General features: G+C 37.2%; 1 protein-coding gene and 1 pseudogene. One reads left to right on the forward strand and one right to left on the reverse strand.

Annotated features, from left to right (window positions below; genetic code table 11):
• The first annotated feature begins 47 nt into the window (after nt 1-47).
• Nucleotides 48-1,595 carry a glycoside hydrolase family protein gene (locus tag AB3X49_RS22990; protein ID WP_367964964.1) on the forward strand — a complete coding sequence of 516 codons (1,548 nt, stop codon included), beginning with the start codon at nt 48-50 and terminating at the stop codon, nt 1,593-1,595.
• A gap of 299 nt (nt 1,596-1,894) precedes the next feature.
• Here the strand turns inward: AB3X49_RS22990 and AB3X49_RS22995 are convergent.
• Nucleotides 1,895-16,388, reverse strand: a pseudogene (locus AB3X49_RS22995) (CLIPPER-2 domain-containing protein); the annotation flags it as partial.

Genomic DNA, 16,388 nt, shown 5'->3' on the forward strand with positions numbered 1-16,388 from the left:
GAACTCACATATTATATGAAAAAGGCAATATGAGGAGTGAATTTATTTTGTCAGAATATATTTCTTCACAAGAGGAGTGTGCGCCAGAAAATAGTGTTCATATTGATTGCTTTGGTGCAGTTTCGAATTCAGGAAGTGATAGTTCGTTAGCGATTCAACAAGCGATTAATTATTGTGTAGCGAACCGAATTTCGACGGTAAGAATTACAGGGGTTAATACGTATAAAATATTGAAGCCGATTGTTATTAAATCCAACGTAAGATTAGAGTTAGATCCTACCGTAACGCTGCAAATTGATGGAGATTTTAATGCGTTTGAGTTACAAAGTAATGCTTCTATAACTGGCGGTACTATTCAAGTTATTAATCAAGTATTTCAGTCATCTGTTATTTATGTTTCCGGTTCACAACAAATAGAAGTGCCTAATCAATCTGTCATATCAAATATAAATATAATAAATACCACACCATCATATAAAGGAAAAGCTATACATTTTTATTGTCAAAAAGCGTGGGATTATATTAGTTTCTTTCAAGTTAACTATGTTCAAGTTAAAAATTTTCAAACTGCAATATATTTAAAAACGGAATATATAGACAATATAAATACACCTTGCTGGATTAACGCAAATGTATTTCAATCTATATTTATTGATGGATGTCAGTATGGAATAGAAGTAGATGGGAATAGTGATTTACCAAATGAAAGTTCAGGAAATACGTTTCATGATATTCAAGTGCAATGTAGACAACAAACGAAAAAAGCAATTCGTTGTTCAGGTGCTTATAATACATTCAACTGTATGATTTGGGATACGTACAGGATGAGTAGTGAACAAATAGTAATTGAATTTTCTTCCAATTCCCATCGTAACTACCTTTTTTCAAATTTACTTTCAACAACTATTGTAGATAACGGACAATACAATGTTTGTAAGTCTACTTATGAAGAATCACTTCGGATTCAGTTACCTTTGACGCTGAATAAACCACATTTAATAGGAAATCAAGATGATATTTTAGTAAATGCTCAGCTGAAGTATAGTGTCAAGCAAGTAAGTGGGAAATTACCTTACGGAGGAAATATCGCTAATTGTTTTAATTTAATAGATGAACAAAGTGTGAATTATATTGATGTTCCAGATAGTAATCCAGTTGTTATTGAATTGGACTTTACGAAAAATCCGATCAAAATGTTGAATTGTATTGGGATGTACTTTGGATGGGGAGAGAGCCCAAAGAAAATTAAAATTGAATATGCATTAAGTGCAACTGGGAGTTGGATTATCGCGGCAGATGTTCCATTAAATGTTGGAGATACAGTTATATCGAATATGAAAGCTAATCAGTTATATAAAGTAAGAATTACATTGAGTGGTTACTCTCAAGACCATAAGCGTTTTCGAATTAATCGTATTTTTGCAAGGTCTTCTATGGAAAATGGAAATGCTTGGTTAGCGACAACTGGCGGAAGAATGTTTGGAGATATTGAGCTGGAAGCGAGTCAAGGTGTAATTATGAAGACTGCTAGTGGAGCGAAATGGAAAGTTACTATTAATGAAGTTGGTCAGCTTATTACGACTAAAATAACGTGAGATGATCCTGTCTTTGTATAATTTTGGACGAGTACTAGGCGACGTGATAAAGTGAAACTTTAATCAGTGGGGTTTTGTCCATCCCCCACTGATTATTAGCCCGCATTAATGGGGCTTTTACGGGCAGCCCGAATCCACCTAACTTCCTCGCATTCGCCGAATTTTGAGGTGGGAGCCTTACTACCCGCAAATAGCGGGATAAATTCAATTTAAAAGAGAAATGTGTAGTCTGTGGAATGAAAAAAAGATTGTAATTTGGTCCAAATCAACCAAAATACAATCTTTTTTGTTGTACTGAATTACTGCCACCAAATCCAAGTCCAAAAGTAATTTCGTATATTTCGAGGAGTAATGCGTATGAAACGTTCACCGTCAAAGAAACAATTTAAATTTGGAAGTGTTTCATCTGGATTTTCTGGAATGAAGGTGACGATGTTTTCGTTACTTGTAATGGTTACTGTGATTGGTGGATCGGTAGGAGAGACTTGAAGTTGTAAAGAAACGTTTGCCGTGTTTTTAAATTCATTATTAATAGGTGGACTTATCACTTGTACTGTGAATAACACGATAATTGTTTCGTTTGGTTCCAAATTAGTAGCGACTAGGAAACCGATATTCGGATTCGCTAGTGGAGAGCGTTCCCCATTAATGAAGACCGTACCGTTCATAAATTGTAAACCTGCTGGAATGGTGTCTTGTAATGAAATATTTGAAAGTGAAATCTCGGAAGTATTCGTAATACGCACTGTATAATCAAAATATTGGTTTAAATAAGCAGAGCTGACGGAAGCATTTTTAAGCACAGTTGCAGTTATAAATTGAACTGGTATGCGAACAATGTTCGAATTAACGATGAAAATAATGATTGGATCCTGTGGTGTCAATTGGAAAGCAGCTGTAACTGTTGCGGAATTGATAATTGAACTGTTTGAAGGAATAGAAGTTACGAGAACTTTAAATGTTATAGTTGTTACTCCATCTGCAGGTAAAGCGCCGATATTAATACCAGTGTCTGGTCGAATATTTGGAACCGGAGTACCGTTAATTGTTACACTGTTTTCTATAAATGTTGTACCAGCTGGAATCATATCTAAAACGGAAGTACTTACTGTAGGAATTGGGGAATGATTAAATACCTCTAATGTGAATGTAATAATATCTCCTATAACGACAATAGATTTATCTGCTGTTTTCTCAATGTTAATCATTGGCTCGATTAGTGTTGTTGTAACAGTATTTGTTTGCTTTGTAATTGTAATAGGTGGTTCATTCGGATCAATGATAACAGTATAGGAAATAGTAGCATCGTTATTGATTGTAGGTTGAAGAGTCGAAGAAGATACTGTTACTTGGAAAGTAATGATAGCAGATTCATTAGGGGCAAGGTTTCCTAATGTAATACCATTTTCGGGATTCGCATTCGGCTGATTGACTCCGTTAATCGTAACACTACCAGTAATGAAAGTTGTATCTACTGGTACGGTGTCTATGGCAAGAAGGTCTTCAATCGTTACATTACCGCTATTAGTAATTGTAATTGTATACGTTAAAGTTTGACTAGGTAATGCATTCGTGGCATTAACAGATTTTATGGCAACGACATTATCATTTTGGACAGTTGTTGTGACAGTATTTGTTGTAGTCGTATTTGTAACAGGTAAGTTATTTGGGTTGACTATATAGTTAAAAGTAGTAATTGCTTTGTTGCTGAGTTCATTTGGTGTTGGAATAGAAGTCACAGTTACTTGGAAGGAAGCGATGGCATCTCCACCTACAATTATAGTACCAATTGGTATGCCGCTTACTGGATTAACTCCCGGAACAGTTTCTCCGTTTACAATGACACTATTTTCTATAAACGTAGTACCTTGAGGAATAATATCTTGAATGATTACATCATCTGCTGAAACATTACCAGTTTGATTTAGTGTAATCGTATACGTTAACGTATCACCGACCGTTGCAAATGCAAGGTCAACAGCTTTATTGCTATTTAAATTCGCGTGATGAATTTCTGTTACGGCAGCTGATGAAATAATAGTTTCGGTAATAGGTGGCCTATCTGGTACCGTGTATTCATATTCAATTGTACTCGTGTTAGAGATTGGATTTGTTTGCGGAATGGAAGTAACCCGGACTTGGAATAGAATAGTTGCTGTCGTATTAGGCGGAATGTTATCAATTGGTATACCGCTAAGTGGATTGTCATTTGGACGAGCGTTGCCATTCACAATAACACTATTCTCTATAAAGCTCGTATTTGCTGGAATGATATCTGTAACAATAATGTTTTCCACTTGTATATTCCCATTATTTATGATGGAAATTGTGTAAGGGATAATAGCTTGTAGGTCAGCATATTGGATAGGCGTTGTTTTTGTAGCAATTACATTAGCAGAAATAACTTCAGTGAAGGTAATATTACTAGTCGATATTTGTTCTTCGCCATTTATTGTATAACGAGAAGTTGATTGATTTTGAATGCGACCGCTAGCTGGAAGAGCTACGACGGTAACAGAAAATGTGACTGGGATAGAAATGTCAGGAGCAATCGTTCCTACAAGTATACCGGCACTTGGATTGGCGTTAAGCTGAGGAATATTATTTACTAAAACACTACCGTCTATAAAGGTTGTTCCATCAGGAATATTGTCTGTAAATACAACAGCAGTAGCATCCGTATTCCCTGTATTCGTTAAAGTTGTTGTATAAGTTAAAATGCCACCAATTGTTACAGAGGTGAAATCAACAGTTTTAAGTGAAACGATATCAGCGTCATTAATTTGGACGAAAGTAGTATTAGAAGTAGTAGATTTTTGAATTGGTGCAAAGTCAGGGTTGAAAATAAAGTCGTAGACGATATTTGCAGTATTAGGTGTTGGATTTACAGCAGGTAAATTCGCAACGGAAACTTGGAATGTTATTGTTGTCGATTGACCTGACGCGATATTAGGAATGGAAAAGCCGATATTCGGATCTGCTGCAGGAAGTACAGTATTGTTAACTATTACACTTCCCGGAATAAATACTGTTCCATCCTCTATAGTATCTGTAAAAAAGATGGAGTTAGTTGTAGTGGATCCGTTATTTTGGATTAATACTGTATATTCAATGATTTCATCAATATTAGCTAATACTTTATTAGCGGATTTTGTAGCGATAAGAATAGCGTCAATAAATTGTATATTTGTAGTATTGGAAGAGGTCGTTTCTGAAATTGGTGGTAAGCTTGGGTCTGGTTGATACTCATAGTGAATGACGGCGATATTATTAATGTTATTTTGAGAAGGTATAGAGACTACATTTACTTGGAACGTAACAATAATCGTATTATTTGGAAGGATAATATCAAGGGTGATTCCGGTAATTGGATTTTCGTTAGGTCTTGGTATGCCATCTACAAGGATGCTATTTGGAACGAATGTGGTGCCAGCTGCAATTGCGTCAATTAGGAGAGTATTTGTAATAGGTACTGTACCAGCGTTTGTAACGGCGACTGTATATGTGATGATTTGACCGATGCGTGTAATGGATCTATTGGCGGATTTAATTGCACTAACATTTGCCGTCCGCACTTCCATGTTTACTGCATTTGATAACGATCTACGCTGAATAATCGGAGAGCTAGGGTCAATTTGGTATTCGTACGAAGTGTCTGAAATATTAATGACTGTATTGCCGGACGGTATATTTGTAAGTTGTACTTGGAATGAAATAGTGACTGTTTCATTTGGTTGTATCGTGCTGAGAGTTACTCCGTTTTCAGGATTCGCGCCAGGCTGAATCACATTATTTATTGATAAGCTATCTTCAATGAATATAGTACCTTCTGGAATGTTATCAATAAACACGGTATTGTTAGCTGGAATGGTTCCTATATTTTGTAGTGTATTTGTGTAGGTAATAATTTGCCCAATTGATACGAAAGTTACATCCGCGCTTTTAACAGAAATAATATTTGCATTTTGAAGTGATGTTGTAACAATGTTAGAATTTGCAGAGCGATTCACCGGTGGAGCTGTAGGAATACTTACATATTGGTAATTTGCAGAAGATTGATTTGCAATTTCGGTTTCAGTAGGTGGATTGTTTGTTTGCACTTGAAATAGTATTGTTTTGGAACTGTTTGCTGGAATCGTTCCACTTGGTATTCCGTTTTCTGGATTTACACCTGGTTGCAGGACACCGTTAATTGTGACACTATCGGGAACGAATGTAGTCCCAGCTGGAATAGAATCTGTAAAAATAATATTTATTGCGTCAACATTGCCGATATTTTTCACTTCAGAAATATAAAGTATAGTTCCGCCAATATCTACAGTTATTGGATTGGACGTTTTTGTAATTGTCAATTGTGCTTGCACAAAATTTGTAATGACAATATTACTTGTAGATGTTTCAGTAATAGGCGGCTGGCTTGGATCTGGTTGAATTGTATATGTTGTATTGGATTGATTTGTAATAGAATCTTGCGAGAATGAATTATTAATAAGAATTTGAAACGAAATAAGGTGAGTAGCGTTTGCTGCAAGGTTAGGCAAAGTAACACCTACGTTTGGATTGGCACCAGGTATAGCTGTTCCGTTAAGTGTAAAACTATTTTCTACGAATGTAGTCCCATTTGGAGTAGAATCTAAAAATGAGAGATTAGTTGCTGAGATATTTCCGTTATTTTCTAGTGTTATCGTGTAGGTCAAAATATCGCTAGTTGTTGCTTGTTGTGCATTGACTGCTTTTAAAGAAATGATAGTCGCATCTGAAATTTGTGTGGATGCTGGATTAGAAGTAATTGTACGAGAGATGATAGGAGAGGTTGGATCGGCGATAAAAGTATAGTCAATACGGGCTGTATTAGAAATTGGATTCACGCTTGGAATGGATTGAACGATAACTTGGAATGTGACGGTGACGATTTCTGACGGCGCGATGGCGTTTAATGGTATCCCTACGTTTGGATCGGCACCTGGAACGGAAACGCTATTAATGGTCACGCTATTAGGAATAAATGCAGTTCCTTCTGGGACCAAATCTGTTAAATTAACTGTATTTGCAGTTGTATTTCCGTTATTTTGAACGACTACTGTGTAAGTGATTGTACCGTTAGTAGATTGTACGAGAGAATCTGTATTTTTAATTACGGATAACGATGCATCAACGACAGCTGTATTAACCGTATTAGATGAGGATGTTGCTGTAACTGGAGGTTGACTCGGATCGACAATATACGTGTAACTTGTAATAGCTTGATTTATAATTGCCCCTTGCGGTGGAATAGAACTTGCAAGAAATTGGAACGTAATAGTAGCAGAATCACCTGGTGCGATAATGCCAACAGGAATACCGAGAGTTGGACTTGCATCTGGAAGTGAAATCCCGTTAAGTGTAACACTATTTGGAACAAATAATGCCCCTTCAGAAATTCCATTAATGAGTAATACAGAATTTGCAGGGAAGTTTCCAGTGTTTGTTAATGTTGCTGTATACGTAATTACATCTCCGATAGATACGATTGTTCGATTTGCTTGTAAAACAGTTGTAACAGTAGCGTTATTAATTTGTGTTGAAGCGCTATTAGAATTTATCGTCCCTGTAACAGGAGGGGCTGCCGGGTCAACAATGAATGCGTATTGAATAGATGCTACGTTTGTAATTGGGTTTGAAGGTGGAGTAGATGTAACTATGACTTGGAAAGTAACAGTTAAGGAACTACCCGCGCTAATAGTTCCGATATTAACTCCGTTATTTGGATTTGCACCTGGAATGGTACTTCCATTTACAGCAAAACTATTTTCAACAAAGGTCGTTCCTACTGGAATCAGGTCTGAGAAGTTTAGATTCGTAGCGTTTGTATTGCCGCTATTTTGAATCAAAACTGTATAAGTGATCGTGTCTCCGATATTTGCAAAAGCTGTATTAGCAGTTTTTACAGCTGAAAGTATCGCTGAATTAATAGAAGTAACGAAGACGTTCGTTTCCACATTGCCAGGCTGGGCTTGTAATGAATTGCCTACGTTATATTGGAAGTTAACAAATCCTAAGTTTTGGAGTTCAGGTGTGAACGTTGTTGGATTGCTTACAATTTGAACTTGGAACATAATTGTTACGATTTGATTTGGAGTTATCGTATTTATGCCAACACCGCTAATAATAGAAGCGGATGGTAATGGAGTGCCATCAACAACAACTGATCCAGCAACAAATTGTGTCCATGTTGGTAAAGGATCTGAAAAAATAACGTTGTTAGCAGGAATATTTCCTGTGTTCGTAATAGTAGTTGTATACGTAATCGTATCACCGATCGTTGCAAAAGCTTTATCTCCTATTTTAATAGTGTTTAAAATAGCACTTTCAATTTTTATTGTAACGCTGTTAGAAGTAATATTTTTTGAAACTGGAGGATTTGCTGGATTAACGATATGTTGGAAGCTAACGCTAGCTTGGTTGGAAATTGGATTTATAGGCGGAATTTCATTGGCATTAATATGAAATGCTACGATGACAGATTGGTTTGGCGCGATATCACCAATTGGAACACCTGTAATTATATTTGCATTTGGGATGCTAATTCCGTTAAGTGTAAAACTATTCGGTTCAAAGGAAGTTCCGGCTGGAATAAGGTCGGTAAAAATAACATTCGTTGCACTAACATTTCCGCTATTTGTAATTGTAACGGAGTAGACGATATCCTGCCCGATATCTACCGTTTCCGCATTTGAATTTTTTTGTGCAGTAAGGATAGCGCTATTAATTTGGGTTGTCGTTGTATTCGATTGATTGGAAGTTGTAATAGGTGACTGGCTAGGATCAACGACATAATGATATGTGGTAGAAGCAAAATTAGAAATTGGATTAAGTGTTGGAAGTGTAGTAACAGTTGCTTGGAATGTAACGATTGCCGTATTACCCCCATTAATTGAACCTATGTTTACACCAGTAGACAAATCAGCGTTTGGAATGGTTTGCCCATTAACTGTGAAACTGTTTGGAATGAAACTTAAATTGCTATCAAGAATATCGATAATAGTTACATCAGTTGCAGCCACATTCCCTGTATTAGGAAGGTTAAGTGTAAATGTTATTGTATTACCAACATCCGCAAAAGTAAGATTTGCTGTTTTTGTACTAATAATATTTGCGTTGTTTATTTGAAGAAGTGTAGTGTTGGAGCTAGCTGTATTCGATACCGGCGGATTACCTGGATCAACAGTAAACTCATATGTCGTTGATGCTGTATTCGGTGCTGGATTAATAGGTGGAATGCTGTTCACTGTAACTTGAAAGACGATACTATATATTTCATTTGGTGGAAGTGCTGCAAGTAATACACCTGTATTTGGATCCGCATTAGGTTGTAAAATGCCATCGACAGTTAATGTGTTAGGAATAAATGTGAGTCCACTTGGTAATACATCTGTGAATACAATATTAGTTGCATCCGTATTGCCTACATTGGCAATAGAAGTAGTGTAAAAAGCAGTTTGCCCGACATCTGCAAAGGATAGACTTTCATTTTTCGTCATAGATAATATAGCTTCTCTAATTTGTGTTGAAACAGGATTACTAATTGAAGTTTCTGCATCAGGCGGTGAGACTAATTGGTACGATGTCGATGAGAAATTTACAATTGGATTTTCAGTTGGTAATGAGGTCACGTTTACTTGGAAGGAAACATTTACTGTAGACCCAGCTGTTATAGGCCCAATATTTACACCGTTCGTTGGATTCGCACCACTTTGAGGAATTCCATTGATAGAAAATGTGTTTGCAATAAAAGTAGTTCCGCTCGGCACGGTATCTGTATTAATTGTAGTAAACGTTGTGTTTGAAGTAACATTTCTTGAAACAATTGGTGCATTTGGATCAGCGATAAATGTGTAAGAAGCAGTCGCGGAATTGGCAATAGGATTTTGGGCTGGTGTAGAAGTAGCGGTAACTTGAAATGCAATAGATATTGAGCTGTTAGGAGCAATTGATCCAATCGTTATACCTGTATTAGGATTAAGACCAATTTGTGTGATGCCATCTATTGTAACGCTATCAGTAATAAACGTTGTACCATCTGGAATAAGGTCAGTGAAAGTAATGTTAGTTGCATTTGTATTACCACTATTCTTTAAAATGGTCGTATAGGTAATGGCATCACCTAGTGTTACAAGCGTTTGATCGACTGATTTTACCATCGTTATCATGGCATCTAGTACAGGATTTGTAACGATATTCGTTGAAATAGAAGTTGTAATAGGAGCTCCGCTTGGATCAACAGTATAAGAATATAAAATTGTGTCATTATCCATAATCGAGCTTGAAGGGGGAATAGAAATAACATTTACTTGGAAAGTAACAGTTACTGTTTCACCGGGTGCGATATTTGGTAAATTTACTCCAAGTGCTGGTTGCGCACCAGGTTGCTGAACTCCATTTACTGTAACTGAATTTGGTATGAATGTAGTGCTAGCTGGAATAGCGCTTGTGAATGTTATATTCGTTGCTGCTGTATTCCCTGTATTTGTAATAGTAGTGGTATACGTAATCGTATCTCCAACTGAAACTATAGATTTATCAGCACTTTTTTGGGTTGTTAAAATTGCACTATTAATAGTTGTCGAAACAGAATTGGATGTTGTACTTCGTGAAACGAGTGGTAAATTAGGTCCTGTCATAAATCGATAATTAATAGAAGCACCGTTTACAACCGGTGAGTTTGGTCCCCCAGGCCCAATTGTGAAAATTGGATTTGGAATACTAACTACTTGCACGCGGAAGGTGACGTTTATAAAATCTCCTGCAATAATATCTCCAATTGGTATCCCATTCGCTGGATTTACTCCAGGTAATAAAACCCCACCTACTCGAACGCTATCTTCTATAAATACTGTATTATTTGGAATCGGATCTGTAAAAATGATATTAGTAGCAGTCGTGTTCCCTATATTTTCTAATAAAACAGTATACGTTAAAAATGAATTTCCAGGTGCTACGTCAGAAAAGATACGATCCACACTTTTCGTTGCTTGAATGATTGCTTCATTTATTTGAACTAAGACCGGATTACTAGTAGCCGTTTCTGTAACAGGCGGCTCGGTAGGGTCAATAATGATAGAGTATGTTGTACTAGATTGGTTCATCGTAGGGTTTGAAGCTGGTATTGAACCGACAATAGCTTGGAAGCTGATGGTTGTCGTTCCTCCAACTGGAATTGGGTCTAGAGGAACCCCGTTATCTGGCCTAAATCCGAGTTGTGGGGTGGTATTAATTTGTACGCTATCAGGAACGAATGAAAGTTCAGGTGGTAATATATCGATAAAAACAGGTGTGTTTGCAGTTGTATTTCCGTTATTAGTGAGAGTAGTTGTATACGTAATTGTATCGCCAACAGCAGCAAATGCACTGCTCGCAGTTTTTGTTGCGATAACGGAAGCAGTATTTACTTGTGTAAAAGTTTTATTGGATTTAACTGTTCGTGAAACAGGTGGTTCATTAATATCTACAATAAAACTATATTGAACCGATGATTTATTAGGGATTGGATTAGGATTTGGAATCGTTGTAATGTTTACTTGAAAGCTGAGTATAACTGATGCATTTGAATTTATGTTACCGATATTGATACCATTTTGTGGATTTGCATTAGGAATGGTTGTTCCATTTACTGTAAAACTATTTGGAATAAACGTTGTACCATCTGGAATTAAATCTGTAAAAATAACATTGTTTGCGGTAGTGTTACCGGAATTAGTAATGGTAGAAGTGAAAGTAAGTGTATCTCCAATAGTAGCGAATGTTGAATTGACAGTTTTATTTATAGATAGAGTAGCATCAATAATTGGAGTAACCGTTGTGTTTGTAATTGTACTACCAACAGCAGGTGATTGGTTTGGATTCACTGTATATTCATAATTTACAAGGGCGTTATTTGTTAATGTGCCACTAGGCGGTATCGCTAAAATTTGTGCTTGAAAAGCAATAAATACAGTATTACCTGGTGGAATATCTGCTAAGTGAATACCAAGTGATGGATCTAATCCTGGTTGTGGAACATTATTGATAGTTACGGAGTTTTGGATAAATGAAGCTCCTGCGCCAAGCCCATCCGTTAAAACATTTGCACTAGCAGGGATATTTCCAGTGTTTGTAACTGCAATCGTATAGGTAACGATATCTCCAATTGCAGCTGTCGGTGTATTCACTGATTTAGTAGCGACGATCGTAGCGTTATTAATTTGAGTTGTTATTACGTTACTTAACGCATTGGCGGATGCTGGAGGTAAGTTAGGATTTACGACATATTGGTATGCTGTATTACTTTGATTAGGGTTCGGATTCGGGATGGAATTTACTTGTACTTGGAACGAAATTATCGTATTTGCATTCGGATTTATTGGATCAATTGCTATCCCATTCGCTGGATTTACATTAGGCAGTATATTCCCATTTACTGTTACACTATTAGGAATAAACGATGTCCCGTTTGGAATTACATCTGTAAAAGTCACGTTTGATGCAAGAGTGTTCCCACTATTCGTTAAAGTAGTCGTGTACGTAATAATATCATTTACGTTAGCGAACTGTTTATCTGCAGATTTTGCAGCGGTAATCGTAGCGTTATTAATTGTTGTTTGTACCGTGTTAGAAGCCACCATCTGCATTACAGCTGGTTTGGATGGATCGTACGTATATTGGAATGTTGTGCCTGATTGATTTGTAATCGGATTTACAGCAGGGATATTTGGTACAAAAACCTGGAATGAAACGGTACGTGATGAATTCGCCCCGATCGTACCGATCAAAATACCGTTAGCAGGATTTGCATTTGCTATAGGGACATTGTTAATCGTTACAGTATTAGGAATGAACAGGGTACCCGCTGGAATGATATCTGTAAACGTTACATTAGAAGCAGGGATATTCCCGTTATTTGTTAAAATAGTCGCATATAATATGACATCACCAACATCAGCGAAATTTGTGCTCGTTAGTTTTGTAGCAACAATATTAGCAGTATTAATTTGTGTAGTTACTATATTGCTAGCAGCGTTTCTAACAACAGCAGGTAAACTAGGATCAGCGATAAAGCTATATTGAAGTGAAGCGCTATTTTGAATTGGATTTGGTGAAGGTAGCCCATTTGCACTTATTTGAAAAACAATCGTTGTAAAACCACCAGCAGGAATGGAGCCGACTTGAAGGCCGGTACTTGGGTCTGCACCTAGCTGTAAAGCGCCACCTATAAAAATACTATTTGGTACGATAGTGGTGCCGGGAGGGATTATATCGGTAACAATAACATTGTTTGCTGTAGTATTGCCAAGGTTAGCTAAGGAAATTGTATATGTGATTGGTTGCCCAACATCAGCAATAGTTAAATCTACTTGTTTGACAATAATTACATTTGCTAAATTAATTTGTGTACTTACAGTGTTACTTAAAGATGTTTCTATAATTGGTGGATCGCCAGGATTTAGAATAAAGCTATACTGTGTACTAGATGAATTTATTGTTGGATTTTGTGCTGGTAAAGAGGTGACAGTTACTTGATAAGAGACGGTAAGTGAGCCGTTAGCAGGAATGGAAGGTAAGGGAACACCTATATTTGGATCTGCGTTATTTTGGAGCACACCATTAATAAGGAAAGTGTTTGGGATAAAGGTAGTACCGTCTGGATTCGTATCTACGAAAGTAGGACTATCAGCAGAAACACTTCCTGCATTCGTTAAAATAACGGTATAAGTTAATATATCCCCTACGGTAGCGAACGCTCGATCCACTGTTTTGGCTGAAATGACATTTGCATCGTTTACTTGAGTAAATGTAGTGGTTGAAGTAGTGTTCTTACTTACAGGTGAAGCGTTTGGATCAACAATAAAGTTATAGGAAATGGAGGCACTATTCGAAATAGGATTTGGGTTTGGAATACTAGTTATTAATACCTGGAATGAAGCTGTAATTGTAGTATTAGCATTGATGCTACCAATATTGATGCTAGCTGGTGTTGCGCCCGGCTGAGTAACACCGTTAACTATAACACTGTTCGGTACGAAGGAAGTACCATTTACAATTGAATCGGATAGTAATACATTGTTCGCCGCAACATTTCCATCGTTTGTAAGAGCAAAGGTGTAAGTGTTAATACATCTCCAACTTCCGCAAATGTTTTATCCACAGATTTTATAGCATGTAGATTTGCTAGTCTAATTGTTGAGGCAACAGAATTAGAATTTGCTGTTTTTGAAGTTGGCGGCAGGCTTGGGTTTACAGTGTAAATATAAGAGGCGAAAGTATTATTAATGATAGGATTTTGGGAGGTAATGTTGATGACTGTTACTTGGAACGATAAGGTGAAAGTAGCTCCGCCAGGAATTGTACCGATAGGTAAGGCAATAAGAGAAGTTGCATTTTGCAAAACGCCGTTTAGCGTTACAGTACCTGGAGTCAATATCGTTCCATTTGGAAGTGGATCTGTTAGCTGTACGTTCGTTGCAGCAGTATTTCCACTGTTTGTAATAAGGACTGTATAACTGATTGTATCTCCAATTGTAGCAAATTGTTTATTTGTCGATTTTGTTAATGTTAAATTCGTATTGTTAATTTGAGTGGTAACGACGTTAGAAGCGATGTTTTTCGTAACGGGTGATTGACTAGGGGTGACAGTATACTGATAAGAAGCGCTTGATCCATTAGATACGATATTTGCTGGAGGTATTGTGTTTACTACTACTTGAAATGAAACGTTTTTTGTCGTACCAGTTGGGATGGAGCCTATGTTCACACCATTAGCGGGATTCGCACCAACCTGTGTCGTGCCATCTATTGTTAAACTGTTTAGGACAAAAGTTGTTCCTGTAGGAATGGCATCTGTAAAAATAACATTGTTCGCATTCGTATTACCTGTACCCGTAAAGGCAACAGTGTAAGTCAGTGTATCTCCAATATCCGCATAGTTTTTATCCACCGTTTTTGCCATAGTTACCGTAGCATTATTCACTTGAGTAGAGACGGTATTAGTCGTATTAGTACCACTTACTGCAGGCTGATTTGGTACAGGAATGTATTGATATGTTGTTGTACCACTATTTAATATTGGATTTGTTTGGGGGATAGAAGGAACGAATACTTGAAATGAAATGGTAGTAGTAGAATTTGCAGCAATAGTCCCAACGGATATACCATTAGCAGGATTTGCTCCGGCTTGAATAACGCCGTTAACAGTTACACTACCTGGAATAAAAGTAGTCCCGTTTGGAATGGGATCCGTATATATAACATTTGTAGCAGCGATATTTCCTGCATTAGCTAAGGAAATACTATAAGTTAACGTATCACTAATATCGGCAAAAAGTTTGTTAACTGATTTAGTTCCATTAATAGTTGCAAGGTTAATTTGTGTGCCGGCAGCATTACTCGTTGCAAGACCGTTAAAAGTTGTTCCCCCAGCAATTGGTGTGTATTGAAACGTAATGTTAGCGGTGTTAGAGATAGGGTTTTGACTTGGAAGAGAAACGACAGTTGCTTGGAAGGTCACTGTACGAGAAGCGTTGTTATTAATTGTTCCAAGAGAAATACCAGCCGCAGGATTTGCGTTTGTTTGTGGTACATTATCTATCGTTACGCTGCCAGGTATAAAGGAAGTACCGTTAGGGAGAATGTCTGTAAAAGTAACGTTATTTGCAGGAAGAAGACCGGTGTTAGGGACAGTAACTGTATAGGTTAGAATATCGCCAATTGTAGCAACACTTTTATTTACGCTTTTTGTTGCTTGTATATTAGGTGAATTAATATCAATTTGTAAACCAACTGTATTTAGCATATATGCGTCATCGTTCGTTGTTAAACGGATTGCGGAGGAGACCTGGGAATTTGTTAAATAAGGAGAAATATCAATAGAAGTAATGTCCCAACCTTGCTGACCGGCGGAGATATTTGTAGCTGTAGAGGCACTCTGGTTCCTCGTGCCAAATGTTCCAGTTGTATCTAAATTTCCAGCAGCATTATTAATTTGGGAACCGAAGAAATTATTTACAGCATTATTTGGCCCAGATAATGCATTTAATGAACTGAAATTTGGTCCAAATAAAGCTTGATCCCCAGTTAAATCAGCATCCCCTTCAGTAGAACTTATTAATAATCTCCCGCTTACAGGTCCCCCGGCAGGTGTTAAAAACCCTGAGACAGATACATCTGCACTACCGGTTTCTACAGAAACACGGTTACCAGCTACGTAAATTGTTAAATTTCTTGCGGGTAAGGAACCGTTTTGATAAGCGACAATAAGCGTCCATCCAGCAGAGTTGATTGCTCCATTAGAAGCGTCTAAAGGATCTACAAGTCCAGGAACAGAACCTGTTGTATAAGATCCAGATCCAGCAGCTTGAACGAGTGACGTTACATCTGCTGAAGGTGTATAAAATCCAAATGTGACAGATCCAGAAACGAAAGTTTGATTTGAAGCTGTAACAGCCGAAGGGGGAATTGAGTATGTTGACACAGGTGTTGTAAAAGAAACGGGGTTTCCTAATACGCTCGTAATGTTTTGATCCCGAGATAAATAGTTTCCACCCCAAACGAGTTCTGCGTAAAGAATAGTACTGCCAGCAGGGATATTCAAAATAGCAGTAGAACTATTTTGTGTATAGTTTAACGTTGTACCCGCAGGAAAAGTAGTTACTTGTAAAGCGGTATTCGTAGTTACGAATGCACCAATTGCACCGATTGTACCAGCACAGTTTAGATTGCTAATTTTACTTAGAACCTGTCTAAAATCTAGGGTATAATCTATGTAAAAAGGATGATTCCTAT

The sequence above is a fragment of the Bacillus sp. C30 genome (assembly GCF_040838255.1).
GTDB lineage: Bacteria > Bacillota > Bacilli > Bacillales > Bacillaceae_G > Bacillus_A > Bacillus_A mycoides.